The sequence below is a fragment of the Pseudomonas sp. RU47 genome (assembly GCF_004011755.1).
In the GTDB taxonomy this organism is placed as follows: Bacteria; Pseudomonadota; Gammaproteobacteria; order Pseudomonadales; family Pseudomonadaceae; genus Aquipseudomonas.
In genome coordinates this window covers 311,762-336,412 of record NZ_CP022411.1, presented here as the reverse complement: position 1 = coordinate 336,412, position 24,651 = coordinate 311,762, and the positions used below count along the sequence as shown (strand labels likewise).

Annotated in this window: 24 protein-coding genes and 1 pseudogene; 8 read left to right on the top strand and 17 right to left on the bottom strand. The window is 58.8% G+C overall.

Going from position 1 to position 24,651, the window contains the following annotated elements:
* Positions 1 to 268: 268 nt before the first annotated feature.
* A pseudogene (locus tag CCX46_RS01510) lies at positions 269 to 379 on the bottom strand (helix-turn-helix domain-containing protein); the annotation flags it as partial.
* Between the two features lie 490 nt (positions 380 to 869).
* Here CCX46_RS01510 and CCX46_RS01505 point away from each other — a divergent pair.
* Positions 870 to 1,145: a DUF3077 domain-containing protein gene (locus tag CCX46_RS01505; protein WP_127925471.1), complete on the top strand. Its 276-nt coding sequence runs from the start codon at positions 870 to 872 to the stop codon at positions 1,143 to 1,145.
* A 47-nt stretch (positions 1,146 to 1,192) separates the two neighbouring features.
* Here the strand turns inward: CCX46_RS01505 and CCX46_RS01500 are convergent, their stop codons facing one another.
* The 3 genes from CCX46_RS01500 to CCX46_RS01490 all read right to left on the bottom strand — a co-directional run bounded on the left by CCX46_RS01500 (position 1,193) and on the right by CCX46_RS01490 (position 3,096).
* Positions 1,193 to 1,858 carry an RES family NAD+ phosphorylase gene (locus CCX46_RS01500; RefSeq protein ID WP_127930342.1) on the bottom strand — a complete coding sequence of 222 codons (666 nt, stop codon included), beginning with the start codon at positions 1,856 to 1,858 and terminating at the stop codon, positions 1,193 to 1,195.
* A gap of 11 nt (positions 1,859 to 1,869) precedes the next feature.
* Positions 1,870 to 2,277 (bottom strand): MbcA/ParS/Xre antitoxin family protein, encoded by a 408-nt coding sequence (locus CCX46_RS01495; RefSeq protein ID WP_127925470.1) that lies wholly within the window; start codon positions 2,275 to 2,277, stop codon positions 1,870 to 1,872.
* Between the two features lie 255 nt (positions 2,278 to 2,532).
* A complete protein-coding gene (locus CCX46_RS01490) occupies positions 2,533 to 3,096 on the bottom strand; it encodes a PBECR2 nuclease fold domain-containing protein (RefSeq protein WP_158013171.1) in 564 nt (187 codons plus the stop codon).
* A 449-nt stretch (positions 3,097 to 3,545) separates the two neighbouring features.
* Between CCX46_RS01490 and CCX46_RS01485 the strand changes: the two genes are divergently transcribed.
* A complete protein-coding gene (locus CCX46_RS01485) occupies positions 3,546 to 4,472 on the top strand; it encodes a LysR family transcriptional regulator (RefSeq protein ID WP_008080520.1) in 927 nt (308 codons plus the stop codon).
* On the opposite strand, the gene CCX46_RS01480 is transcribed toward CCX46_RS01485, so the two are convergent.
* The 6 genes from CCX46_RS01480 to CCX46_RS01455 form a co-directional block, all read right to left on the bottom strand.
* Complete coding sequence (locus CCX46_RS01480) at positions 4,389 to 4,706, bottom strand: AzlD domain-containing protein (protein ID WP_127925469.1); 318 nt, start codon at positions 4,704 to 4,706, stop codon at positions 4,389 to 4,391. The two genes, CCX46_RS01485 and CCX46_RS01480, sit on opposite strands and share 84 nt — an antisense overlap.
* Entirely contained in the window at positions 4,685 to 5,401 is a 717-nt protein-coding gene (locus tag CCX46_RS01475) for an AzlC family ABC transporter permease (protein WP_038359884.1), read from the bottom strand. The genes CCX46_RS01480 and CCX46_RS01475 overlap by 22 nt, the downstream gene beginning before the upstream one ends.
* On the bottom strand, positions 5,398 to 5,775 hold the full coding sequence (locus CCX46_RS01470; RefSeq protein WP_053116558.1) for a GNAT family N-acetyltransferase: 378 nt from the start codon (positions 5,773 to 5,775) through the stop codon (positions 5,398 to 5,400). Before CCX46_RS01470 ends, CCX46_RS01475 begins: the two co-directional genes overlap by 4 nt.
* A 79-nt stretch (positions 5,776 to 5,854) precedes the next feature.
* Positions 5,855 to 6,601, bottom strand: coding sequence for a 2OG-Fe dioxygenase family protein (locus CCX46_RS01465; RefSeq protein WP_116029292.1), 747 nt, complete (start codon positions 6,599 to 6,601; stop codon positions 5,855 to 5,857).
* A 232-nt stretch (positions 6,602 to 6,833) separates the two neighbouring features.
* The gene (locus tag CCX46_RS01460; protein WP_038359882.1) at positions 6,834 to 8,153 is read right to left on the bottom strand and encodes an OprD family porin; all 1,320 of its coding nucleotides are present in this window, start codon (positions 8,151 to 8,153) and stop codon (positions 6,834 to 6,836) included.
* Positions 8,154 to 8,448: 295 nt separating this feature from the next.
* Positions 8,449 to 9,117, bottom strand: a complete 669-nt coding sequence (locus tag CCX46_RS01455) for a DsbA family protein (protein ID WP_127925468.1) — start codon at positions 9,115 to 9,117, stop codon at positions 8,449 to 8,451.
* A gap of 255 nt (positions 9,118 to 9,372) precedes the next feature.
* Between CCX46_RS01455 and CCX46_RS01450 the strand changes: the two genes are divergently transcribed.
* Positions 9,373 to 11,466: a TonB-dependent receptor gene (locus CCX46_RS01450; protein ID WP_127925467.1), complete on the top strand. Its 2,094-nt coding sequence runs from the start codon at positions 9,373 to 9,375 to the stop codon at positions 11,464 to 11,466.
* A gap of 187 nt (positions 11,467 to 11,653) precedes the next feature.
* On the opposite strand, the gene CCX46_RS01440 is transcribed toward CCX46_RS01450, so the two are convergent.
* The 4 genes from CCX46_RS01440 to CCX46_RS01425 all read right to left on the bottom strand — a co-directional run bounded on the left by CCX46_RS01440 (position 11,654) and on the right by CCX46_RS01425 (position 17,324).
* Positions 11,654 to 11,866: a hypothetical protein gene (locus CCX46_RS01440; protein ID WP_127925466.1), complete on the bottom strand. Its 213-nt coding sequence runs from the start codon at positions 11,864 to 11,866 to the stop codon at positions 11,654 to 11,656.
* A gap of 245 nt (positions 11,867 to 12,111) precedes the next feature.
* On the bottom strand, positions 12,112 to 13,218 hold the full coding sequence (gene aguA, locus CCX46_RS01435; RefSeq protein ID WP_127925465.1) for an agmatine deiminase: 1,107 nt from the start codon (positions 13,216 to 13,218) through the stop codon (positions 12,112 to 12,114).
* A 5-nt stretch (positions 13,219 to 13,223) separates the two neighbouring features.
* Complete coding sequence (aguB, locus tag CCX46_RS01430) at positions 13,224 to 14,102, bottom strand: N-carbamoylputrescine amidase (RefSeq protein WP_127925464.1); 879 nt, start codon at positions 14,100 to 14,102, stop codon at positions 13,224 to 13,226.
* Between the two features lie 309 nt (positions 14,103 to 14,411).
* Positions 14,412 to 17,324, bottom strand: a complete 2,913-nt coding sequence (locus tag CCX46_RS01425; protein WP_127925463.1) for an aminotransferase — start codon at positions 17,322 to 17,324, stop codon at positions 14,412 to 14,414.
* A gap of 166 nt (positions 17,325 to 17,490) precedes the next feature.
* Between CCX46_RS01425 and rfbC the strand changes: the two genes are divergently transcribed.
* Genes rfbC through CCX46_RS01405 form a run of 4 tightly spaced genes read left to right on the top strand, consistent with a single transcriptional unit; the run spans position 17,491 to position 21,721 of the window.
* Positions 17,491 to 18,036 (top strand): dTDP-4-dehydrorhamnose 3,5-epimerase, encoded by a 546-nt coding sequence (gene rfbC, locus CCX46_RS01420; protein ID WP_127925462.1) that lies wholly within the window; start codon positions 17,491 to 17,493, stop codon positions 18,034 to 18,036.
* 42 nt (positions 18,037 to 18,078) lie between these two features.
* Positions 18,079 to 19,887 (top strand): sensor histidine kinase, encoded by a 1,809-nt coding sequence (locus CCX46_RS01415; RefSeq protein WP_127925461.1) that lies wholly within the window; start codon positions 18,079 to 18,081, stop codon positions 19,885 to 19,887.
* Complete coding sequence (locus CCX46_RS01410; RefSeq protein ID WP_127925460.1) at positions 19,884 to 21,269, top strand: sigma-54-dependent transcriptional regulator; 1,386 nt, start codon at positions 19,884 to 19,886, stop codon at positions 21,267 to 21,269. Before CCX46_RS01415 ends, CCX46_RS01410 begins: the two co-directional genes overlap by 4 nt.
* Complete coding sequence (locus CCX46_RS01405) at positions 21,266 to 21,721, top strand: YiiD C-terminal domain-containing protein (protein ID WP_127925459.1); 456 nt, start codon at positions 21,266 to 21,268, stop codon at positions 21,719 to 21,721. Before CCX46_RS01410 ends, CCX46_RS01405 begins: the two co-directional genes overlap by 4 nt.
* Positions 21,722 to 21,926: 205 nt before the next feature.
* On the opposite strand, the gene cysQ is transcribed toward CCX46_RS01405, so the two are convergent.
* Both cysQ and nudE read right to left on the bottom strand, forming a co-directional pair.
* Positions 21,927 to 22,754 (bottom strand): 3'(2'),5'-bisphosphate nucleotidase CysQ, encoded by an 828-nt coding sequence (gene cysQ, locus CCX46_RS01400; protein ID WP_127925458.1) that lies wholly within the window; start codon positions 22,752 to 22,754, stop codon positions 21,927 to 21,929.
* An 11-nt stretch (positions 22,755 to 22,765) separates the two neighbouring features.
* Positions 22,766 to 23,332, bottom strand: a complete 567-nt coding sequence (nudE, locus tag CCX46_RS01395; protein WP_034151897.1) for an ADP compounds hydrolase NudE — start codon at positions 23,330 to 23,332, stop codon at positions 22,766 to 22,768.
* A gap of 88 nt (positions 23,333 to 23,420) precedes the next feature.
* Between nudE and yrfG the strand changes: the two genes are divergently transcribed.
* Positions 23,421 to 24,083, top strand: a complete 663-nt coding sequence (yrfG, locus tag CCX46_RS01390; protein ID WP_127925457.1) for a GMP/IMP nucleotidase — start codon at positions 23,421 to 23,423, stop codon at positions 24,081 to 24,083.
* Positions 24,084 to 24,177: 94 nt separating this feature from the next.
* Here the strand turns inward: yrfG and lysM are convergent, their stop codons facing one another.
* A complete protein-coding gene (gene lysM / locus CCX46_RS01385; RefSeq protein ID WP_105706156.1) occupies positions 24,178 to 24,618 on the bottom strand; it encodes a peptidoglycan-binding protein LysM in 441 nt (146 codons plus the stop codon).
* Positions 24,619 to 24,651: the final 33 nt, after the last annotated feature.

Below are 24,651 nucleotides of genomic sequence, written 5' to 3'. Positions count from 1 at the left end.
ATTTTTTGCAGCGTTTCAACTTCAGTAGAAATAGTGCCTCTCCTCCACACAAGTCGATTTAATCGCCAGACGCCCTTCTCCCACAAAGCACGGCTTTTGCGCAAAACGCTCAAATTTCCGCGTTTATGCCAAACTATGAAATGGCAATAATTAGGGCGCGCCCATAAAAAGTGGAATTGCATGAGCGGCGTTCTCAGCGCACTGAACCGGCGGAGTCAATGGCAACCCGGTTTCCCAATCCAAGAGTGCTTGATGCCTCGACGCTTTGTTCCTCCGCCGCAGAGAGCAGCATCTGCGTTACGCGCGCGGCCTCACCGGCCTTCATCTGACGTACAGACTCCAGTAAGTCCTGCTGGAATTCCTGCAGTTCATCGACCAACGCTGATCTCCTCGTTCTGTTGTTTAAGAAAGGCTAAGGATAAGTCGTGATCGACAAAAACGCATGGCGCGAAATCCTGAGAAATCTGCTGTAACGAGAAGCCAAGCAGAGCCACTACTGGCCACGATTGCACGCCTGACACTCCCCAAGCTAACGTCAAACCCGTCGCTGCCAATTCAGCGACCGGGCCTGAGAACCCGCGTAAGATGCAGGCGCACCAGCGCCCCAAACCACGATTGCCGACGCTGTTTTAGTGTCCGCATTCACGTGCAATGGCGGCTGTGCGTGGGAGACCTTCGGGTCTGCCGGGTTCCTGTATCTCCGGTTTCTCAGCCTGCGCATAGCTGCCACCCTTTCGCCTGAGAACGAAATGGCAGCTCTCATTTGATACAGGGAGTTCAAAAATGAAAGCCATTGATCCATCCGTAATCCGCCCGTCAGCAACACCGCTCACTTCACGCCCGCTCATCTCAACGGCAGGTGAAGCGAAATGACCAACTCTCAAGATCTGAAAACCCTCGGCCTCACCCACTTTTCCTTCCACTCCAATCAAGCGATGTTTCGCACCAATCGTGGTGTGCCGGTAATCGCCGCCCTTTCCCACGCCTCACACTTGCTTCACATATCTCGACTACTCACTGCGGACACTTCAGTCTCGCGCGATCCTGATCTTCACGCTTATGCCTCGCAGTATTTGCAGGAATTGAGCAAAGCGCTGATCGATGATGTCGTGAAAGTGATGGATCCGCCGCGGACAAGCCGTTGATGTGAACGCCGGTGTCAGGCCTTCGCCGATGCGAGGGCTTTTGCGTTTCAGACCTGACTGATCTCAAGCACAAACGAAATTTTCTGCTGACTCGCACTCCACACATATCGCAAATGCTTGCCCTGCTTCGGAATCGATACTGCTGGAGGTCGAAACGCGGCGACACATTCATGGCCCGGTAGGCGAACGCTGTTGTAGAGCAGTCCCCACGACTCGGTTTCGCGCAGTTGACGGGCGAATAGCTGAGACGGCCCATAAGCCTTCGGATCCGGATTGTGCAGCTCGGGGTGATCGTGACGAATGTCGTGTAACGGTTTAACCACCCGATTAACGTAAGTCCGCATGGTCAACTCAAGATCCGCTTCCTGAGTCGCCGCAAGAAATCGTTCCTGGTGATAACAGGTTTCGGAGATGGCCGCGGCTTGGCTGCTCGCAGCATAGTAAACGCCGAAGGTGCCATCGCAGAAACGACTGCGTTTGCCGATGTGGGTAAACGCAGCCATCACCGGAGTCGAGCCGGGGCCGGAGAGTCGGTCTTCGGTTCTCACTCGGGCGAGAACCCCGGCCTGTTCGATCAGGCGATCATTGGTCAGCGCTTCAATCGCGTAGGCAACTTCCAGGTCTTCGGGATCGAGCACATCTTCGAACAGCGCAATCGGCGGGAAGCTGCTGTTGACGATCCGGTAGGCTCGCGGCCATTGCACATCCACCAAATCAGGCACTTTCAACCGCGCACCCCGTCGAGGTAGCGGCGAACGTCGGCGATATCGATCACGCGCCCAGCCAGCATGTAATCCAGCGCCGTTTGCCCATTGAACGGCGCCGCCGTGTTCGGGCTGCTGACCCACGTGTAGGCGCGGTCGCGACTGTTGCTGAAGATGATACTCAGCGCCTTGTGAATACCCATCAGGTAAGAGATGCGCTCAAGCGTGTCATTGGGCAGACGTACGTTCGGCAGGTGTTTGTATTTGTAGAAAGTGGTGTTGCCAACGCCGCCGAGTAGTGTGCGTTGCTGCTCGGCGCTGCAGCCCCAGCGCTCCATGAGGTTGAAGAAGAACTTCAGCGCGACGCGACCGGCTTCGGGGGCGTCGAGTTGTTCGCGTGGGGTGAGGGCTGGAGGTGAAGTAGGCATCAGATCGTTAACAACTCGTTATGTGACACATCAAGATTAGTACACATATGAACCAAGCCAATAAAGTTCTTCATATACGGACACCTATTATCTATTTTCCGTTTGACTTGCCAATACGCCTGACAGAGAATCGGCCCCAAGAGCGCGAAACCGACTGCCTTCAGGTGGTAATAGTCGGCGTTAGGAACCCCGTTGATGACCTGAATATCAGCGCTCGGGTGAGACCTCTTCTCCCCTGCTTGAGGGAGCACAATATCAAGCGCCCACCTCAGAAAAAGCAGCCTCTTCAGGCTGCTTTTTTTGTTTGGCGCTTTGGAAACGCTGATACACCAGCATCCCGTGGCGATGCTTATTCAAGGCTTTCTTGTCGCAGTTCATGAAATTCCAGAGCGAGTGTCCATAGTCAGCGTGGATCACCACAAGCATCTGATATTTCGTGTTGTACGCACCGATAAATGCCAGTCGTATCGAACCGTCATCGTAGGAAATTTGCCAGATTTCCAACGGATTCTGAACGGTATCCAATGCAAACTCGGTGAATCGCTCTCGCGCATTGGGCCTTTTTTCCACGATATGTAATAGATATTCGCGTCTGACAGTGACTGCGACGTAAGGCGTTTGTATAACGGAATAACTCTTGCCTTCCGACAACCCAAACCCCAACGCAACCTGCTCCCAAGCCAATTCCAAACTTGTAGCACCAGGAATTTCTCGAGCATTCGAATTCAATAACCTCACTTCTATATCGCGTATGTCCGGTAAACCAAGGGATTTCCAGTTGGTTTGATTGGGAGTAGCGCGCTTTCCTGGCAAATTCATTGGTACCCCACCCAGTCGCGCCTTCGCTAGGCGGAAATATCCTTAATTCCAATGGATTCGGCCTTAACAAAATCCTCGAAGTAACAAGTCCATATTTCGCTGGGTTTTGGCGGCGGGGTAAATCAGCTACATCCTCGTTTGCAATCGGACGCTTCTGGGATCGGGAAGGATTGCTGCCGAACGAATGTGGGAAAAATCACCACAGCTCTTAGATTCCAAACGAAAAAAAGTGCCCGGATCCTTCAATCCGGGCACTTTTTTTGACCTTCATCACCCATACGTCACCAAAAACCCCGATCCTGTGTCAGCCTCCAGCCATCGGCGGGGACATCGATTCGCTACTAAACCCGCGACAACTATGCTCAGGTACAGGAATATAGCCAGCATATGGCGCCTGACCGGCAGTCTCGTAAACAACAATACCCAGCCCACTTCAGAGGGCATTACCCATGGATAGCAGAACCTTACGCAACCTCATGCGCATCGTGCAGACCGGCTCTTTGTCGGCCGCAGCCGAGCATTCGTGCCTGACTGTGCAGGCGTTGGCCGCGCAGTTGAACAAGGTCGAAGAGCAGTTCGGTTTCCGCTTGTTTCGACGTTCCAACAAGGGGCTGACGCTGACGCCGCAAGGCACTGAGCTGACGCCGTATATGGACAAAGTGCTGATTGCCACGCGACAGATGGAAGAGAAAGTCGAGGCATTGAAAGTGCCGGGCCAGCGCACGTTGAAGGTTGCGTTGAACAACACCCTGTCGCCGGACTTCAACCGGCGAATGATCGGACGCCTGATCGAGGTGTTTCCCGATTATCAGATGGAATTCAGCTACGCCGAGTCGATGGAAAACCTCAGCAAGCTGAAGAACGAAGACTTTGACCTCGCGGTGCTGATCGGCCCGCAGCGGCCGGGTTTGCCGAGCATTGTCTTACCCGATGTGCAGGTGCAGGTGGTCGGCGCGCATTGCGGTCAAGAAAATGATCCACTGACCTTGCTGGGCAACAAGTTTCAGGTACGTCCTGCGGAAGATTGTCCGTATTCCCACAGCTTTCTGCGTTTTCTCGACGCCGGGCTGGGCAATCACGAGAACGGCCAGCGCATGGTCTATTCGTGCAGTGAAACGTTGACGCTGTCGCTGATCACGCAGATGGACGCGGTCGGCATGGTCTCCCGTGAGGCCGCGCAGAAGAACGGTCTGACGATTTTCCCCGGGTTCGAGGATTTCCTCGAAGTTCGCCTGGCGGTGAACAATCCGGAGTTGTCGAGCCAGGCGCTGAGCGACGTCGTCGATCTGCCGCTACATGAACGAGCCGAGCGCAATGTACGCAGCCGTCCCAACCGCCACACTGAGAAAGAGGTTTTTGCTGAAATACGCACATAACAACGTCGGAATTGCGGCATAGAATTCCGGGCGATCGAGCTGTATGTGCTGATCCTTGATCAACAAGGGAGTCAGGCTGATCGCAGCGACGATCGCCACCGGCAGGTATTCCAGCGCCCGCGCAACGGACGGCGGCCAGTGCTCGGTATTGACTTGCAGTGGCAGGGCGCGTGGCAGGAAGGTCACGGCCATCATCAGCGCGACCACCAGAATCAGGAACGTTTGGTCAGGCATACACCCACTCCGCAGCCCACAAACGTGGCGATAAACACATTGAACGGCGAGCTGCCGACCAGACTCAACGCGCCCATGCACAGCACAGCGGCCGCAGCGGCGATGAGTTTGTTGCGGGTGTTGCACAGCGACACCAGCACGTAGAGCATCATCGCCGTCAGGGCGTAGTCGAGCTGATACTTGATCAGGTGCGCCGCGTACTGCGCGCAGACCGCGCCGAGCAAACCGCCAAGCACCCACGAGGTGTGGCAGAACAAGTTGAAGCCGATCAGATAACGCACGTTGACCGGTGCGCCAGTGCCGAGTTTGACGCTATGGAACGCGAAGGATTCGTCCGTCAGGCCACCGGCGTAAGCCCAGCGCTCCATGCGGCTCAAGCCGAGTGCGCGCAGAGCCTTGGCCATGTAAACCGACATCAACATGTGCCGCGCGTTGATCAGGAAAGTGGTCAGTACGATAGTGGTCAGCGAGGCGCCGCTGGAGATCAGCGCCAGCGCGGCGAATTGCGAAGCGCCGGCATATACGAACAAACACATCGCCACTGGCAGCCACATCGGCAACCCGGCGTTGACGGCCATCAACCCGAACACGAATGACACCGTGAAATAGCCGGCGACCACCGGGCTGGCTTCGGCAAACGTGCGCGACGGCTGATGGTTGACCATCAACGGCGCACTGCCGGACGTTTCATTCATAGATCCCTCTCAAATGTCCGTTCGCCGTGGGGCTCGCAAAAACCCTGGGCAGTCCAAAAACGCTTGCCCGCGAGGTTAGCATCGTCGACGAACAGAAACATCCGTAACACACCGACGCGTTTCATGTCCGACGACGCCGCTTCAACCAGTCGTTGACCGACGCCTTGGCTGCGATAGCGCGGGCTGACGGCCAAGTGGTTGATGGTGCCGCGACTGCCGAGCATGCCACCGAGCACCGCGCCGACGATTTCGCCAGCGACGTCGAAGGCGAGATAGGACGTGGTGGTTTTCTGGATCAGCACGCCGCGCAGGCACTTGGCGTCCTGCCATTCGCAGAAGGACACTTCGTCGAACTGGCGGAAGAAGCGCTCCATGCGCTGCGCATCCTTGGCCGTGGCGCGTCGCAGCACCACCGGCGTCGAGCACTCGACGCCGTCGATTGGGGTGATCTGATTAGCGAACAATGTCGAAAGCGGTCCCGGGCCGCGAGAAGGAAATCGCCAGAATCTGCCGATACGCCATGGCATGGGTGTGATTGTTGCGCGCTGGTGTCACGTAGTGGCGCATGTCGCGGTCGAGGAAGTAAGTGGTGTCGAGAATTTCCTGGTAGGTAGTCGACGCCAGTTGATGCTCGTGGATGTCGTACAGACGACTCTCCGCGCCCTCGACATTGTTGCGGCCCCAGAAGTGCACACCGCTGAATGGATAGCCGTCGCAGTGAATGCCTTCAGGGGTGATTTCCAGTTGTTTGCCGGGTTTGATCTCGATGCGGATCTGGTGGATCTGGCACTGCCAGATTTCATCGTGCAGCTCTTCCGGCAGTACGCTTTTGTACACTTCAAAATCGGTGTCGATCAGGCTGCGCATTACCGGCGAAGTAATCACTTCGTCGGAGAAATCCTGGAAGTGCCGCACCAGGCCGCCGACATAGGCGTTGTTCTCTTTCGACTGCACGTAGGCGCGATGCTCGAGTTGCTTCAGCTCGCGCGTCTTGGGGTTGTACTCAAAGTCGCTGTAACGACGGTAACGCATGCCGGCTTCGGCCTGACCGTAGTAGCTGTCAGGCTCCATGTTTTCCCAACTTTTGGTCAGTCTGACGAAGTCGGCAAAATGACCGTAGAGATTGAAGTCACCACCCTGGACGTTGACATATTTGTCGCGCCGTAGCGATTCGCCCACTTCTCTGTTCAAAACGATCATTACCAAATTCTCCGCTGCGTTGAGCGGCCTAATCTATTAGGTGGAGAATTTGCGTCCATGAGAAAGAATTTCAGGCATTTAAAGCCCTGTTTGAAACGGCGTTTGCAGTCACCTGAAAACAACTTTTACATGACAAAAACACGGTTTTTTTCCGGTTTTCATCGAAAAACCGTCGAAAAAAAACCCCGAACCAGTCGGGGTTTTTCTCATGTTTCTTACACTTGATCAGGCATCAGAAGATATTGATCGGGTAATCCACGAACACACGCAGCTCGTTGCCGCTGACGTTGTACTCGCTGGATTTCTGCGACACGCGCAGGATCGAGCTGCGCAACTTCACGCTCAGGTCTTTGGCCGGGCCGCTTTGCACGACGTACTTGAACTGGTTGAAGATTTCCCGCTCGGTGCCGCCTTCGCTGGTAGACGTGGTGATGTTGTCGCCACGCACGTAGGCAAAGTTGTAGCTCAGGCCCGGGACGCCGAATGCGCCGAAATCGAGGCCGTAGCCCAATTGCCAGCTACGTTCGTCTTCAGCGTTGAAGTCGGACCAGTAGGAGTTGGCCAGGTAAATCGTGTTGCCGCCGTCGCCGACACGACCCTGTTCTTTCTGGTAGCCGCCGTAGGCGTAGCCCAGGTTGCTGTCGCCGGTGGAGCGTTGGTGCGCCACGGTGAACGAGTGCGGGCCAGTGGCGAACGTTGCAGCCAGGCTCCAGATCTTGTTGTCGCGACCGGTCACGATGCTTTCGCCCGGAACGGTGTTTTCGCGAACGTACGAGCTATCCAGCTTGGTGCGGTAGCCGTTGAAGTCCAGGGTCAGCGACTGATCCTTGTTGAACGGCAGCACGTAGTTGGCATTAACGTATTGTTTCTTCAATACGTCTTCGACGTCGGAAGCGTACAACGCGCCTTTGAAGTTCTCGGTGAACTGGTAGCTACCGCCCAATACGTTGATCGACTTCAGACCACCGCTGTCACGGCCTTCAGCGCTCTTGCGCGATTCAGCGGTGAAACGACCGGCGTTCAGCTCCAGGCCTTTGATCTCTTTGGAAGTGATCAACGTACCGGTGTAGCTCTCCGGCAACAGACGCGAGTTGTCGTAGCTGAGTACCGGCAAGGCCGGCATTTGGTCGCCGTAGGTCAGCACCGTATTGGAAATACGGAATTTGACGGCTGCACCGCCCTTGGACAGGTCATTGGCCGCTTTATCACTGCCGCCAGGCGCATGATCAGCTTGCTTGAAAAAGTCGATACCTTGCGCGCCGGTGCGACCTTCACCACCGTCCAGACGCAGTGCGTACAGACCGAAAGCGTCAACACCGACACCCACGGTGCCTTGGGTGAAACCGGACGAGAACGTACCGATGGCCGCTTGGCCCCACTCGGCTTTGTCCGGACGACCATCTTTGTAATCACGATTGATGTAAGCATTGCGCAGCAGCACTTTGAGGCTGCTGTCTTCAACAAAACCCTTGGACTCGGCCTGGTCGTTAGCCATGGCCTGAGTGGCGCTCAACATCCCCAGTGCGATCAGACTGATTCGCTTGTTCAACATTTTGTTTTCCTTATTACGGGTTGAAACGCGCTGTGTCGAACGGCGGAAACGGCGCTTTTGCACTCTTTTATTCACCCCGAAACAAAAAGGCCCGCCCACGAGAACGTGATGGCGGGCCTGCTCCTTATTTTGAGTCATGGCGGTTGGCCACAGGCGTTGGGCCGAATCGTAGCCGCGCCCTGAACAATGTGTCAATTTCAAGAATCGTCTTTAAATAGGTAAAAATCGTCTAAGAAACGTAAATTTTGCGCTGACTCCTTGCTGGGAAATGCACACAGCCAGTGAATCCGGTGCGTCACGCACAACCATCGATCGCACACAGTGCAGAGACTTCGCCTGGCTCATCGAGGACGATTGCCTGTTTCAACCAATCGGCAAATGCCTGCGGCTTGCCCAGCCAGGGACTGATGTCGACCAATTGGAATGTGCCTTTCTGCTCCAGAGCAATCGTTGGAAAACCCTGGCCGCTCAATTGAGCCAAAAACTGGCGACTGGCTTTTATATGCCCCTCGCTATCAACGGACTCAAACGCAATGTGGAAATCTTCCTGCGCATAGCCAATCTGTATCGCCAACTCCAACAGCACGGCGGAATCAGCAATGCGTCGCCCTTCCACATAGTGCGCGGTCTGCAAGCGCCCCAACATGCGCAGACCGCCTCGGTCGATGGCTTCGGCCGCCATGACCGCCGCAATCGGTGGCGTCGAATCGAACACCGCTGAGTGATCGCGCAGTAAACCGTCGAAATACGCCTCGCCAAAAGGCTGGCCGGTGTATTCGGCAATGCGTCGGTCGTGGGGCATGACGTAATCGCGCAGTTGTGGAGAAACGCGCTGGCGATTGGCGCCACTCATCATGCCCCCGGCATGGGCAATCACCGGCAACACCTGTTGCGCGGCTTCAACCAGCGGCTTGGCGCCATAACACCAGCCACACAGCGGGTCGTAGATGTAATGAAGAATCATGGGAAAGCTCCGGCAGCAAGTCAGGAAAATCGATGGCGGCAGATTAGTCCTCGCACCCGTGCAGAAAAACGCCGGAATGGCTTTCAGTCTGTTTCGCGAATCGGTCGAATTGTCTGGTCGGTCAGATTGTGTCGAACTGGACACAAATTGAAACAATCAGACCAGGGAACTTATAAGGAATAATTAACGGAAGTAAATGCAAAGCATTACCATTCGCGCGATCGAATTCCTCCACCCTCTCGGATGCGCTTTTCAATGCCTGCCCCGTTCCGTCTTACGCCCGTCACCCTTGGGCTTTCTGCTTTTCTGTCCAGTGGTTTTGCCTATTCGGCGACCGAGTTACCCGCCACCGCGATCAGCGCCGAAGCGCAAGCCGATGACCCGCGGGTAAAGCTCAGCAGCACCGCGACCCGCACCTCGACGCCCGTGCGCTATGTGCCGCAGGCGATCGATTCGATCAAGACTTCGAACGTCGCCAACTACGGCACCAATGACATCGCCGACGCCTTGAGCGGCATGCCCAACGTCAGCAGCAGCGCCGACACCCGCTTCGACAGCCTGCGTATTCGCGGCTTTGATGCCAGCAACGATTTCTATCTGGACGGCATCCGCGACGACAGCCAATACAAGCGCGACCTGCACAACATCGAACGCGTCGAAGTGCTCAAAGGCCCGGCCGCCGTGCTGTACGGCCGTGGCAGTCAGGGCGGGATCGTCAACCGCGTGAGCAAGATGCCGGAATTCGGCCGTCGCTCGACCATCGAGGCCCAGGCTGGCAGCGAAGATTTGCGCAGCCTTTACGCCGACCTCAGCACTGATCCGAGCGAAAACATCAGCCTGCGCCTGAACATGGGCAACATGGATGAAAACAGCTTCCGCGACGGCGTCAGCGGCAACCGCCAACTGTTCGCGCCGTCGATGAGCTGGCAACTGACGCCGGACCTGAACTGGCTGGTGCAGTACGAATACAGCCGCTACAACCGCACCCCGGATCGTGGCATCCCCGGCGTCAACGGACGCCCGGCGGATGTCGGGCGCGACACGACCTATGGCAACGATCACGACTTCATCGATGACAAGTCGCAATCGCTGCGCTCGAAACTCACTTACGAAATCAACGACAACTGGCAACTGCGCCAGACCCTCGGCGTGTTCAAGCTCGACAGCGATTTCGACAACACCTACCTCACCGGTTACACGCCGGCGACCAACAAGGTCACGCGCCAGCACTGGCAGCAGGATCTGACCACCCGCAACGTCTACAACAACGTTGAACTGGAAGGCGGATTCGATACCTTCGGCCTTGAGCATCGCCTGCTCACTGGGATCGAGATCGGCAGCCAGCGCCGCGATCCGACGCTGTATAACGCCGCCACCGGCAGAACCCCGGGCGCTCAGCCTGTGCCGTCGCTCGACCTGTACAACCCGAATCGCGATCTGCACCACACCGGCAGCATGCAGGTCTCGAGCAGCAGCCACACTGAAGTCGAGAGCCGTGCGGTCTACGTGCAGGATCAACTGCGCCTGAACGATCAGTGGCAACTGCTCGGCGGCCTGCGCTACGACACCTTCGATATCGAGTCGACCAACAAGCTGCGCAACATTTCTGAAGATCGCGACAGCCACAGCACCAGCCCGCGTGTGGGCCTGGTCTGGACGCCGTTGCAGAACCATTCGTTCTACGCTTCGTGGTCGAAGACGTTTTCGCCAGTGGGCGGTGGCTTGATCGGCATCACCCCGGGTGCGGCCGGCAACACCAACGATCTCAGTCCCGAGCTGACCAAGCAGAAAGAAATCGGCGTGAAGAGCGACTGGTTCGACGATCGCTTGAGCACCACGCTGGCGATCTATGACCTGGAACTCTACAACCGCCGCACCACCGATCCAAACGACCCGACCCTGACCGTAATGTCCGGGCTGCAGCGCTCGCGCGGGATCGAGTTGACGGCCACTGGCAACATCGTCGGCAACTGGTACATGCGCGGTGGTGTCGGTGTGCAGGATGCGACCATCGAGAAGGACAACAACGGTCTGGAAGGCAAACGCATCAACAACGTCGCCAAACGCAACGGCAGCCTGTTCCTGACCTGGAAACCGGAGATGGGCTGGTATGGCGAAACCGGTCTGACCCTGGTTGGCCAACGCTATGCCGATAACGCCAACACCACCGTGTTGCCGGGTTATGGCCGCTGGGATGCGCTGCTCGGTTACCGCTTCAAGGATTGGGATTTGCGCGCGGCGCTGAACAACATCACCGATCGTGATTACTACGCATCGGCGACCAGCCAGTATCAAATCCAACCGGGCGCACCGCGCAGCGTCGTGATGACCGGCACCTACAGTTTCTGATTTCACACACATCCCTGTGGGAGCGAGCCTGCTCGCGAAAGCGTCGGGTCAGTCGACATCGTTGTTAACTGATCCACCGCATTCGCGAGCAGGCTCGCTCCCACATTGAGTGGGTGCGTACAAAATAATCGTGCATAAAAAAGCGCCGCCATCCCGGCAGCGCTTTGACCAATCCCTGTTGTTCTTCTTATCCCTCCATCACAGCCCACAACGCATCCAGTTCGGCCTCGCTGAACAGGCCAGCGGGGTAACGCTCGATCATCATCCGGCGCGGATCAGGTTGCCTGATCTGACGCGTTCCATTGGACTTCAACCAGTGCGCGACAATCTGGAGCGATTCGCCGTTAACGGCCATGGGATGCAACGTCCGCTCGCTGACTACGTTCACTTCGGCGTTCATTTCAGCGCTCTCTCCCCGTTCGTGAGCGGCTACGTTATCCAAGGTTTATGACAGAACTGTTGAAGTTCTTCCCCCTCCCTAGTGCCCTTTGTCGGATACAAGACCTATGCCAAGGTTTCTCATTTGTCGACAAGCGGATACAAAGAAGCCCGCAGTCCTGTCGGGCTGCGGGCCTCAGTCGATGCATAGCGAGCTAATCACTGCCCGGCTGATTTGTTAATCAACTCAAGCTGTTACAACTCAACTCACTCTTTGTGCGGCGCGGGTTGCTGTTGGGTAAGGCAGTGAATATTGCCGCCACCCAGTAACAGTTCACGGCCCGGCACCATCACCACTTCGTGCTGCGGGAACAGCTTCTGCAGAATCTCTTTTGCCGGGGCGTCCATCGGATCGTCGAAGCTCGGCGCGATGATGCCGCCGTTGACGATCAGGAAGTTCACGTAAGAACCGGCCAGGCGTACGGAAGGATTACGCTCCTGTGTACCATCCACCGGATCGACGCCGGCGCACTCTTCTTCGGTCGCGTACAGCGGCCCCGGAATCGGCATTTTGTGCACCGTGAACGGGCGACCCTTGGCATCAGTGCTGCTTTGCAGGACTTTCATTGCCGCCTGGCAGCGCGGGTAGTTCGGGTCCTGCGGATCATCAGTCCACGCCAGCAATACTTCGCCCGGACGCACGTAGCAGCAGAAGTTATCCACATGGCCGTCGGTTTCGTCGTTGAACAAACCGTCCGGCAGCCAGATGATTTTATCCACAGTCAGATTGGCGCTGAGCACCGCTTCAATCTCTTCGCGACCCAGATGCGGGTTGCGATTGCGGTTGAGCAGGCATTCTTCGGTGGTGATCAGCGTGCCTTCGCCGTCGACGTGAATCGAGCCGCCTTCAAGCACGAAACCTTCAGTGCGATAACGCGGGCTGCGCTCGATCTCGAGGATCTTGCCGCCAACCTGCGAATCACGGTTCCATGGCGAGTACAGACCGCCGTCGAAACCGCCCCAGGCGTTGAAGTCCCAGTTCACACCGCGCACTTCGCCGCTGTTGTTGATGACGAAGGTCGGGCCGCTGTCGCGTACCCAGGCGTCATCGCTGGACATCTCGACCACGCGGATATTCGGCACGTCGAGGCGCGCGCGGGCGTTTTCGTACTGGCCGGCGGACACGGCCACGGTTACCGGTTCAAAACGCGCAATGGCCTTGGCCACCGCAGCGTGTGCGGCTTGCGCCGGTTTGCCGCCCAGACGCCAGTTGTCCGGGCGCTCGGGCCAGATCATCCAGGTCTGCGTTTGCGGCGCCCACTCGGCCGGCATGTGAAAGCCGTCGGCGCGCGGGGTACTTTTCAAGGTGGTCATCGGGATCAGGACTCCAGGGAACCGTCGAGGGTTTTCAACGCACCGTACAGGTTCGGACGGCGGTCACGGAATGAACCCCACGCGCTGCGAATGTGTTCGAGCTCGTCGAGGTTGAAAGTGTGCACAAGAATACCTTCTTCGGTTTTATTCAGCTCCTGCACTTTTTCGCCAAACTGGTTGGCGATGAACGAAGAGCCATAGAACGTGATGTCGTAGCCGTCCTGTTCTTCGTTGCCGATGCGGTTGCTGGCAATCAGCGGCATCAGGTTGGCGCCGGCATGGCCCTGCTGCACACGCTGCCAGTGATCGCGCGACGAGATGATCTTGTCGTGCGGCTCGCTGCCAATTGCCGTTGGATAGAAGAGGATTTCCGCCCCTTGCAACGCCATGCTGCGCGCGGCTTCCGGGAACCACTGATCCCAGCAGATGCCCACGCCGATTTTCGCGTAACGCGTATTCCACACTTTGAAACCGGTGTCGCCCGGGTTGAAGTAATACTTCTCGTGGTAGCCCGGGCCGTCCGGGATGTGACTTTTACGATAAATCCCGAGATTGCTGCCGTCGGCGTCGATGATCGCGATGCTGTTGAAACGCGCGCGGCCGGCCAGTTCATAGAAGCTGATCGGCAGCACCACTTGCAGTTCTTTGGCGACTTTCTGGAAGTGCTTGATCGCAACGTTGTCTTCCACCGTCGTCGCCAGTTGCAGGTAGTCCGGGTTCGGCTTCTGGCAGAAATACGGCGCCTCGAACAGCTCCTGAATCAGAATGATCTGCGCGCCTTTGGCGGCGGCTTCACGCACCAGCCTTTCAGCGATTTCGAGGTTGGCTTGCAGATCCCAGGAACAGGCCATCTGAGTGGCGGCGACGGTAACGATACGGCTCATGAATCATCTCCGGGCAGGTGCTTCGACGGCCGAGAATTCGACCGAAAAGAAAAACGCGCGCACCGGACATGAGATCGCCATGCCGGAGCAATGGCGACTTTATAACCGATAAATATCGGCTTTAGAAGCTTGTTAAATGCCTTTCGTCTAAATAAATTCAATAAAAGCCGATACAAATCGAATTAGAAAGCGAAAAATAAGTGTGGGAGCGAGCCTGCTCGCGAAGGCGATTGATCAATCAACACAGTTGTTGAATGAGAAACCGCTTTCGCGAGCAGGCTCGCTCCCACAGGAGGTCAGCGTGAGGGCTTACAGGCCCTCGGTGAGGACTCGGTCGAGCATATCGACAAAGAAATCCACACTCTGACGCGACGTCACCATCGGTGGCTTGATCTTGAGAATGTTCAGATCATCACCGGTCGGCTGCATGAAAATCCCCAACTCGCGCAGGCGATCGCACAGCAACGCGGTTTCCTCGCTCGCCGGCTCCAGCGTCTCGCGATTGCGGATCAGCTCCAGCCCCAGATAGAACCCGGAACCGTGCACCGCCCCCACCAGCGGATGTTTATCGATCAACGCTTCGAGCCGCACCTTGAAGTGGCCACCGACCACTTGCGCGTTCTCCCAGAGTTTTTCTTCTTCCATGACATCGAGCACCGCCATGCCGATCTGGCAACTGACCGGGCTGCCACCCGCTGACGAGAAGAAGTAACCCTCAGCCTCCAGCGCTTCGGCAATTTCCCGGCGAGTGATGACCGCGCCCAGCGGTTGACCATTGCCCATGCCCTTGGCCATGCAGATGATGTCCGGCACCACGCCCTGCTCTTCAAACCCCCAGAAGAAGTGGCCCATGCGCCCGTAACCGACCTGCACTTCGTCGGCGATGCACATACCGCCCTGCGCACGGACCAGCGCGTACACCTGTTTCAAATATCCCGGCGGCAGCGAAATACCGCCAGCATTGCCATAAACCGGTTCGCAGATGAATCCGGCCAATTGGCGCTTCTGCTCGGCAAGCTTTTCCAAATGACGCTCAACGCTGCGCACATACTCTGGCGCCGAATCGAGGCCACGGAACTCACCGCGATAGGTGTTTGGCGCCGTCACGGGATGCACCCAGTCCGGGCGACTTTCCAGGGCTCGCGGGTTGTCGGCTATCGAGGTCGAAACCGCATCAGCGCCGACCGTCCAGCCGTGATACGCCTCGAGTACGCTGAGCATGTCGCGCCCGCCGCTGTAGGCCCACGCCAGACGAATCGCCAGGTCATTGGCCTCGCTACCGCTGTTGACCAGAAACACTCGATCCATGCCTTCCGGTGCCAGTTTCAGCAAGCGCTCGGAGAATTCGGCGACCGCCGCATAATTGAAGCGCGAGTTGGTGTTGAGCAACGACCACTGACGAGCCGCGACCGCTGCCATGCGCGGGTGACCGTGACCGAGCACCGCAACGTTGTTGAGCATGTCCAGATAGGAGCGGCCCTGCATGTCGATCAGATGATTGCGCCAGCCGCGTTCGATACGCGGCGGGTCGATGTAATAGTGTTTTTGCGTGCGGGCGAAACTGGCATCGCGGCGTTCCAGCAGGGCCTTGCCATCCAGTTCCGGCTCGGCATCACAGGCAAGCCCCAACAACGCAGCGGGCGATGGGCACAGCGCCTGCCACGCCGGAGCATGCGTCGGTGTGCAAAACAACGGCGCATTGAGCTGCGCGCCTCGGCACAACTGCACCCGCAGCGGGCCGTTGACCGCGCCCAGTACTTGCCCTTTGACCAGCGCCGCGCCGCTGTGCAGCGAAGGTGTCACGCCCCACAGACGAACACTGAGTTGCGGGCCATCCAGTTGCAGCACACCGTCTGCGGCCTGATGCACGACGCCAGCGAACGGCGCCTCCACGGTGGTGCCATCGGGCACGCGCAATTCCACGTGCAGCGGGAAGGTATCCGGTTCAACGGCACTGTCGGGACGAGTGCGCGACAAACGGTACTGACCATAACGGCTCGCCGCCAAACCATGGGCCGCCGCCGCTTCGTTCAACAGGTGCTGATCGATACCCTCCTGCTCCCAGTTGCCGGCCTCGAAGTGCGGACTCAGGACACCGAGATCGATCAGCGCAAACTCGCGGCCGACCAGACCGGGCAGCAAGGGCGCAAACCCTTCGCTGTTGATCGCCGGCAATGCGTGACCGACGGCAGTGAGGATCGCCGCTTCCATCAGCGCCTGTGGCACCGATATCGCCACCCTGAAGATTTCCCACTCATGGCTGAGGTTGTCGCGGCTGTAAGTATTCGCCGGGTCGATGCTGACCTGTTGCTCGCCACTGAGCACCAGCACCGCTGCGCGCGCGACGATCAATGGCCACAGCGCTTGCAGCTCCTCATGCTGCAGCGGATTGACCGCGTGGTAGGCCTGCACCGCCGGCAGGATGACAAACGGATCGCCAGCGGCGTGATGCAGCAACGCCGCACAGGTCACCGACAGATCGGTGATACGCCAGGTGCGCACCAGATCGCCAAAGTCGATCACACCCTGCAACTGCCAGTGACGCTGGGCATCGCGCGCCCAAACGGCGTTGTCATCGGTGATGTCCATATGGATCGCCTGCACCGGCAGCTTGCCCCGCAACGGCTGCAAACGGCGCTCGGCCTGTTCGGCGGCATCGGCGATCAATGTCCGTTGTTGCTCATCCTTGATCACCGGCAGCAGATGGCTGATCAGTGCACTGGCGTGGCGGGCATCCCACTGCAACGTGCGCTCAAGGCCCGGATGGTCGAACCCGGCCAGCGCCAGATCCATCTCACCGCAGAGCCGGCCAAAACCCGCCACCACATCACGACCCAAGTGATCGAGATGCGTGAGCGGCTGCCCCTCGATGTAATCCAGCAGCCGCACATGAACGGCTTCGCCCCCAACCTCCAGCGACAGCAGATCCTCGCTATTATTGGCCGCAATCACCCGCGGCACCGTCACCACCGCGTGCTCGGCCAGATACTTGAGGCCCGCATGCTGGGCTTGCAGCTCCACCAAGGCGTAATCGCCACGGCAGATTTTCAGCACGAACCGCCCGCGTGGACTGTCGACGCGAAAATTCAGATCCTGCTGACTGCCAAGGGCCTGCAACGTGCCGCTGAGTCCGTAGTGTTCCGCCAGCCATTGCCGGGCCTGCTCGGCAGACACCTGCGGGCTGGGCAAACTGGCGCGATGAATCAACGTGGCGAGCGGCATGAAACGACCCCTGAAATGTTATTAGGCGCCTATATCGCCATTGCTGGACGGGATCCGCAACCCCCAACCGCGCAAAGGTATACGGGCTATTTGTCTTGCAGCACTCGCACCCTCCGACACTTTGCGCAAGAATGTCGGCCATTCACACCTGCCTATGGAAATCCTCATGAATGTAATCACCACCGACCTGCCCGGTGTCCTGATCATCGAACCGAAGGTGTTTGGTGACGAGCGCGGTTTTTTCTACGAGAGCTTCAATGCCAAGTCGTTCCAGGACGCCACCGGTCTGGACACGCAATTCGTGCAGGACAACCACTCGCGCTCGCAAAAAGGCGTGTTGCGTGGCCTGCATTACCAACTGCAAAACACCCAGGGCAAACTGGTCCGCGTGACCGTTGGTGAAGTACTGGATGTCGCCGTGGACATCCGCCGCAGTTCGCCGCACTTCGGCAAATCGGTGGCGGTGCGTCTGTCGGCTGAAAACCATCGTCAACTGTGGGTGCCGGAAGGTTTCGCCCATGGTTTTGTGGTGCTGAGCGAGTTCGCCGAATTCCTCTACAAGACCACCAACTACTACGACCCATCGTCCGAGCGCAGCATTCGCTGGGATGACCCGGCTCTGGGTATCGACTGGCAGCTGGACGAAGCGCCGAAGCTGTCCGCCAAGGACCAAGCCGCAGCGCTGCTCAAGGACGCTGACGTCTTCGCCTGAGGCCGGGCATAATGCGCCTGTCACCTCAGGCGCATCCGGCTCATGAAACCAACCCTTCCCCCCAGACCTCGCTGGCGCAGTCTTGCCCTGCTGGCCCTGTGTCTGGCGCCGCTGTTGTGGCCGCTGGAACATCTCGCCGAACGCTATTACCGCAGCGAATTGGCCGGGCAGAACCGCCAGACCCTCGACCTGTACGTCGCCAACCTGCTGGGCACCCTGCACCGCTATGAAGTGTTGCCGCAAATCCTCGGCGACCTGCCGGCGCTGCGCGCGGTACTCGGTGCGCCTGACGACGGCGTCACCCAAGGCAATGCCAATCGCCTGCTGAAGAACATTGCCGCGCAGACTGGCGCCGAAGTCATGTACCTGATGGACACCAGCGGCCAGACACTGGCGGCGTCGAACTGGGACAAACACGACAGCTTCGTCGGCCGCAATTTCTCGTTCCGGCCGTATTTCAGCGAAGCCATGGCCGGACGCCTAGGACGCTTCTTCGGCCTCGGCACGACGTCGGCCAAGCGTGGTTATTTCTTCGCCGCCGCCGTGCGCAACGGCGAAAAAATCATCGGCGTGCTGGTGATCAAGGTCGACCTCGACCACACCGAAAGCCTGTGGGGCAAAACTCCGGAACAACTGCTGGTCACCGACCACAACGGCGTGGTCATCCTCACCTCGCGCCCGGAATGGCGCTTTCGCTCGACCCGTGATTTGAGCGACAGTGAGCGTTCAGCGATCACCGCTATCCAGCCTTACCCGACTCGCGAGCCGCGGCCGCTGAATCTTAGCCCGACTGCGTGGTTGATCCAGACCCACGACATCGCCGAAACCGGCTGGAGCGTGAGCATTCTCGCCCCGCGCACGCTGATCGACCGCCCGGTGCGCACCGTGGTCGCCATCGGCGGCGCCACGCTGTTGGTGGTGATGTTACTGCTCGGCCTGATGATGCAGCGCCGCCGCCATTATCTGGAACGTATAGCGTTCGAGGCCAAGGCACGCCGTGAACTGGAAGGTCGCGTGGCGGAACGCACCAGCGACCTCGAAGGCCTCAACCGGCGTTTGAAGGAAGAAGTTCTGGAGCGTGAGCAAGCCCAGCAAGAACTGGTGCGCGCCCAGGATGATCTGGTCCAGGCCGGCAAGCTGTCGGCGCTGGGGACCATGTCAGCGAGCATCAGCCACGAACTCAATCAGCCGCTGGCAGCGATCCGCAGCTACGCGGAAAACGCCGAAGTGCTGCTCGATCATCAGCGCACCGACGATGCGCGCGGCAACCTCAAACTGATCAGCGAACTGACCGGACGCATGGCCTCGATCATCGCCCACCTGCGCGCCTTTGCCCGCCGTGATCGCCACGCGCCAGAAAGCGTTGCCCTGCAACCGGCGCTCGACGATGCGCTGGCCTTGCTCGCAAAACGGCGCCGGAGCATGGAAGTCGAGCTGATCCGCGACCTGCCCGCCGCCACCCTGTGGGTCGAGGCCGGGGAAACGCGTCTGCGCCAGGTGCTCGGCAATCTGCTTGCCAACGCCCTCGACGCCCTCACCGAGAAAGGCCCGCCACGCAAACTGTGGCTGAGTGCCGAATCCACCGCCGAGGGCGTCAATCTGTACATTCGCGACAACGGCCCGGGGTTTTGCATGGAAGCCCTCGGCCGCGCCAGCGAGCCCTTCTACACCACCAAGACTCGTACGCAGGGCCTTGGCCTGGGGCTGGCCATTTGCGAAACGCTGATGCGCGCCTTCGGAGGAGAACTGTCGTTCGCCAACCACAAGCAAGGCGGCGCCTTGATTACCCTGCGGCTGCGCGCCGGTGCGCCCGGGGTCAGCCTGCAACCGTCCGAGGATCGAAGTGCATGACCATCGACAATCGCATTCAGGTGGTGTTGATCGACGACGATCCGCACCTGCGTCAGGCCCTCGGTCAGACCCTGGATCTGGCCGGCCTGAAAATTCTGCCGCTGTCCGAAGCCAAGGGTCTGGCCGCACAGCTTGAGCGTGACTGGCCGGGCGTGGTGGTCAGCGACATTCGCATGCCGGGCATGGATGGCCTGGAATTGCTCAGCGAATTGCACGCGCAAGACCCCGAGCTGCCCGTGCTGCTGATCACCGGCCACGGCGACGTACCGCTGGCAGTGCAGGCCATGCGCGCTGGCGCTTATGACTTTCTCGAAAAACCCTTCGCCAGCGACGCGCTGCTCGACAGTGTGCGTCGCGCGCTGGCCCTGCGCCGACTGGTGCTGGACAACCGCAGCCTGCGTCTGGCCCTCAGCGACCGCAATGAATTGAGTGCGCGGCTGGTCGGCCACTCAACGCCGATGCTGCGTCTGCGTGAGCAGATCGGCGCGCTGGCCGCGACCAAGGCTGATGTGCTGATCCTCGGCGAAACCGGCGCCGGCAAAGAAGTGGTCGCCCGCGCACTGCACGATTTATCCAGCCGCCGTAACGGCCCGTTCGTGGCGATCAACGCCGGCGCACTGGCCGAGTCGGTGGTGGAAAGCGAACTGTTCGGCCACGAACCCGGCGCGTTTACCGGCGCGCAGAAGCGCCGGATCGGCAAGTTCGAATTCGCCAATGGCGGCACGCTGTTTCTCGATGAAATCGAAAGCATGAGCATGGACGTGCAGGTGAAGTTGCTGCGCATGTTGCAGGAGCGCGTGGTCGAACGTCTTGGCGGCAATCAACTGATCCCGCTGGACATCCGCGTCATCGCCGCAACCAAGGAAGACCTGCGTCAGGCCGCTGATCAGGGGCGCTTCCGCGCCGACTTGTACTACCGCCTCAACGTCGCGCCATTGCGCATTCCGCCGCTGCGCGAACGTGGCGAAGATGCATTGGTGCTGTTCCAGCATTACGCCGATGAAGCCAGCGCCCGCCACGGCCTGCCGCCCCACGAGCTGCAACCAGCACAACGCGCCTTGCTGCTGCGTCACACCTGGCCGGGCAACGTGCGCGAACTGCAGAATGCCGCCGAACGTTTCGCCCTCGGCCTGGAACTGGCGCTGGATAACGCTGGCGCCGAAAGCGGTGGCAGCACCACGGTCGAAGTCATCAACGGAGGTCTCAGCGAGCAAGTGGAAAACTTCGAAAAATCACTGATCGCTGCCGAACTGGCACGCGCTCACAGTTCCGTACGCAGCCTCGCCGAAGCCTTGGGCATTCCGCGCAAGACCCTGCATGACAAGTTGCGCAAGCATGGCCTCAACTTTGGCGACAGCAGCCATGGGGACGAGAACGAATGAGCACAGACACTCGCTATCTGGAGTCGGTCCTGCATCACGACATCCCGCTGACACGGGACATGGGGCTGAAGGTGCTCGACTGGCATGAGCAGCAGTTGAGTCTGCACCTGCCACTCGATCCGAACGTCAATCACAAAAGCACCATGTTCGGCGGCAGTCTTTACTGCGGCGCGGTGCTGGCCGGTTGGGGCTGGTTGCATTTGCGTCTGAAAGAGGAAGGAATCACCGACGGGCACATTGTGATTCAGGAAGGGCAGATCAGTTATCCGCTTCCGGTCACCGGAGATGCCACGGCGATTTGCCCGGCGCCTGACGCGAAGGCGTGGAAGAGGTTTCTGGCGATGTATCAGCGTTATGGGCGGGCGCGGTTGACGCTCGATACGCGGATCGTCAATGCGGGTAGCGATGAGGATGCCGTGAGGTTTACCGGCCAGTACGTTTTGCACCGCTGAAGATCAAAAGCCCCTCACCCTAGCCCTCTCCCAGAGGGAGAGGGGACTGATTGGGGGATGCTTCAGAGGTACATCGACCTGAAGGCGCTTCACTGAATCCATAATCGACCCAATCTTTCAGGTCGATGTGTGATGCAAGACAACTCGGTCGGCCCCCTCTCCTGGGGGAGAGGGCTGGGGTGAGGGCGATTGCCGATCAGCCCACTTAACCCCGGGCCAACGCCAACAACCTTTCCCGCCACGCCGCCTTCGCCGGCAGCGCCAAAAAGAACTCGTTCAACAGCGATTCCCGCGCCGGATAGCAGAACGCTTCCCCGCGCAGATCCAGCACTTCACCGCCAGCCCCTTCGAGCACACCCTGCGCCGCCGCCGTGTCCCACTGCGAAGTCGGCGCCAGGCGCGGATAGCAATCCGCCGCGCCTTCAGCCAGCAGGCAGAATTTCAGCGAGCTGCCAATGTTCGCCAATTGCAACTCGCCAAGACTTGCACTCAGCCCAGCCAACAAACGCTCCTGTTCTGGGCTGGAGTGTCGACGGCTGGCTACCACGGTAAACGCCTCTCCTGGCCCCGGCACATCACGTACCTGAATCGCAACCGGCGTACCGCCCTTGTCGCAACGCCACGCCCCAAGCCCGGCGCCGCCGACGTAGAAACGACCGTTGGTCGGCATCGATACCACACCAAACACCACCCGACCATTTTCGATCAGCGCGATGTTGACGGTGAACTCTTCGCTGCCGCTGATGAACTCCTTGGTGCCATCCAGCGGATCCACCAACCACCAACGCTGCCAGCCAGCGCGCACGCTCTGGGGGATGTTGGCGTCTTCTTCCGACAACACCGGAATGCTCGGATCCAGCGCCGTCAGCCCGGCGACGATCAGGTGGTGCGCGGCCAGATCCGCCGCCGTCACGGGCGAGTCATCGGACTTGGCCGTGACTACAACGCCGGCGCGCCAGAATGGCAAAATCGCCTCGCCGGCCTGCAATGCCAGCTCAACGACCGGCGCCATCAACGGGTGGGGAAACGTCATCGATATCTCACTCATGCTGGAAAGAACCCGCGCTCGGTCAGCAGATCGCGGGTCAGATACAGTGCAGCCAATGCACGGCCTTCGGAAAACTGAGGATTGAGCGCCAGCGACGACAGTTCGCGCAGGTTCACTTTGTCGACACGCATCGGCTCAGGCTCGTCGCCTTCGAGACGTTCCTCGTACAAATCAGTCGCCAGGACCACCTGAATCTTCTGGCTCATGTAACCGGGCGACAGTGACAGCTCGGTCAGATGTTCCAGTTGCCGCGCGCCAAAACCGGCCTCTTCCTTGAGCTCACGCTCGGCTGCGGCCAACACATCCTCGCCCGGTTCGATCAGACCTTTGGGCAAGGACAATTCGTATTCGTCGGTGCCGCCACAATACTCTTCGACCAACACCGCGTGCTCGGCATCCAGCATCGCCACAATCATGACCGCGCCGTAACCCGCACCTTTGCCGACCAGACGCTCATACGTGCGTTCCACGCCGTTGGAAAAACGCAGTTTGAGTTCTTCAACGCAAAACAGGCGACTGGTGGCGACGATCTCGCGGGCAAGTACGGTGGGTTTCTGGCGCATGCAAAGCTCCTTGGCGTGAACGCGCTACTATAACGCGGCTTTCCCGATTGTTTATGTCGGATATCTTTCTACCGCTCGAGACGTTGCCATGCCTTCATTACCGTGGTCCGACATCGATACCGTTCTGCTCGACATGGACGGCACGCTGCTGGATCTGCACTTCGACAATCACTTCTGGCTGGAACACCTGCCCCAGCGTTACGCCGAACTGCACGGGGTCAGCCGGGCCATGGCCGAGATGGAATTGCAGCCGCTGTTCGAACGCCATGCCGGTCAGTTGCAGTGGTATTGCCTGGATTTCTGGAGTGCCGAGCTGAAGTTGTCGGTGCGGGAATTGAAGCTGGAAACTGCGCATCTGATTGCCTTGCGACCGGATGCCGATACCTTTCTGGCGGCGATCAAACGCGCCGGCAAACGGGTGATCATGATCACCAACGCGCACCGCGACTCACTGTCGCTGAAGCTTGAGCGGATTGAGCTAGCGCCGTATTTCGAACGGCTGATCAGCTCCCACGATTATGGTTATCCCAAGGAAAACCCGCAGTTCTGGGATGCCTTGCAGGCGGACATCGGCTTTGATCCGGCGCGCAGTCTGTTCATCGACGATACCTTGCCGATTCTGCGCAGTGCGCGGGATTTTGGGGTCGCGCATTTGCTGGCGGTGAAAGAGCCGGACAGCCGCAAGGGGCCGAAGGACACGGCTGAGTTTGCGGCGGTTGAGGATTACCGCAGTTTGATTGCAGGGCTTTGATACCGAGTTGGCCCATTCGCGAGCAGGCTCGCTCCCACATTTGGAATGCGATCCAATGTGGGAGCGAGCCTGCTTCTAGTGGCGTTACGACGTGTTACTCAGGAATACGCAGCGTCTGCCCCGGATAGATCTTGTCCGGATGCGACAGCAGCGGCTTGTTGGCCTCGAAGATCTTGTTGTACTGGTTGGCGTTGCCATACACAGCGAGGGAAATCGCGCTGAGGGTGTCGCCTTTTTTCACCACGACAAATTTTGCTGCAGCCACCACCGGACCGGTCACGGTGATCTGATCATCCACGCTGCCAACCCCGGCAATATTGCCCACCGCCAGCAAAATCTTTTCTTTCTCTTCCTGACTCGCGACTTCACCGGTGACGGTCACTTTGTCGCCGTCCACCGTTGCCTGCACATTCGGATTGCCCAGGCCGACCTTGCTGATGTGTTCCTTCAACTGCTCACTGGCATTGGCGTTACCCGGGGTCAGCAGATCGAGCAGCTTTTCACCGGCTTCTTTTACAAAACTTAAAAGACTCATCGTGGTTCTCTCCATGGAATAAAGGGTCAGTCG

Bases quoted from the DNA above. Each gene is read 5' to 3' on its own strand.
- aguA (WP_127925465.1), bottom strand. From the start codon at position 13,218: ATGACCACCTTGAAAAGTACCCCGCGCGCCGACGGCTTTCACATGCCG.
- yrfG (WP_127925457.1), top strand. From the start codon at position 23,421: ATGCCTTCATTACCGTGGTCCGACATCGATACCGTTCTGCTCGACATG.
- CCX46_RS01470 (WP_053116558.1), bottom strand. From the start codon at position 5,775: ATGGAGCGCTTCTTCCGCCAGTTCGACGAAGTGTCCTTCTGCGAATGG.
- nudE (WP_034151897.1), bottom strand. From the start codon at position 23,332: ATGCGCCAGAAACCCACCGTACTTGCCCGCGAGATCGTCGCCACCAGT.
- CCX46_RS01505 (WP_127925471.1), top strand. From the start codon at position 870: ATGACCAACTCTCAAGATCTGAAAACCCTCGGCCTCACCCACTTTTCC.
- CCX46_RS01490 (WP_158013171.1), bottom strand. From the start codon at position 3,096: ATGAATTTGCCAGGAAAGCGCGCTACTCCCAATCAAACCAACTGGAAA.
- CCX46_RS01425 (WP_127925463.1), bottom strand. From the start codon at position 17,324: ATGCCGCTCGCCACGTTGATTCATCGCGCCAGTTTGCCCAGCCCGCAG.
- CCX46_RS01495 (WP_127925470.1), bottom strand. From the start codon at position 2,277: ATGCCTACTTCACCTCCAGCCCTCACCCCACGCGAACAACTCGACGCC.
- rfbC (WP_127925462.1), top strand. From the start codon at position 17,491: ATGAATGTAATCACCACCGACCTGCCCGGTGTCCTGATCATCGAACCG.
- CCX46_RS01455 (WP_127925468.1), bottom strand. From the start codon at position 9,117: ATGATTCTTCATTACATCTACGACCCGCTGTGTGGCTGGTGTTATGGC.
- CCX46_RS01460 (WP_038359882.1), bottom strand. From the start codon at position 8,153: ATGTTGAACAAGCGAATCAGTCTGATCGCACTGGGGATGTTGAGCGCC.
- CCX46_RS01485 (WP_008080520.1), top strand. From the start codon at position 3,546: ATGGATAGCAGAACCTTACGCAACCTCATGCGCATCGTGCAGACCGGC.
- lysM (WP_105706156.1), bottom strand. From the start codon at position 24,618: ATGAGTCTTTTAAGTTTTGTAAAAGAAGCCGGTGAAAAGCTGCTCGAT.
- CCX46_RS01405 (WP_127925459.1), top strand. From the start codon at position 21,266: ATGAGCACAGACACTCGCTATCTGGAGTCGGTCCTGCATCACGACATC.
- CCX46_RS01450 (WP_127925467.1), top strand. From the start codon at position 9,373: ATGCCTGCCCCGTTCCGTCTTACGCCCGTCACCCTTGGGCTTTCTGCT.
- CCX46_RS01410 (WP_127925460.1), top strand. From the start codon at position 19,884: ATGACCATCGACAATCGCATTCAGGTGGTGTTGATCGACGACGATCCG.
- CCX46_RS01480 (WP_127925469.1), bottom strand. From the start codon at position 4,706: ATGCCTGACCAAACGTTCCTGATTCTGGTGGTCGCGCTGATGATGGCC.
- CCX46_RS01415 (WP_127925461.1), top strand. From the start codon at position 18,079: ATGAAACCAACCCTTCCCCCCAGACCTCGCTGGCGCAGTCTTGCCCTG.
- CCX46_RS01475 (WP_038359884.1), bottom strand. From the start codon at position 5,401: ATGAATGAAACGTCCGGCAGTGCGCCGTTGATGGTCAACCATCAGCCG.
- cysQ (WP_127925458.1), bottom strand. From the start codon at position 22,754: ATGACGTTTCCCCACCCGTTGATGGCGCCGGTCGTTGAGCTGGCATTG.
- aguB (WP_127925464.1), bottom strand. From the start codon at position 14,102: ATGAGCCGTATCGTTACCGTCGCCGCCACTCAGATGGCCTGTTCCTGG.
- CCX46_RS01465 (WP_116029292.1), bottom strand. From the start codon at position 6,601: ATGATCGTTTTGAACAGAGAAGTGGGCGAATCGCTACGGCGCGACAAA.
- CCX46_RS01440 (WP_127925466.1), bottom strand. From the start codon at position 11,866: ATGAACGCCGAAGTGAACGTAGTCAGCGAGCGGACGTTGCATCCCATG.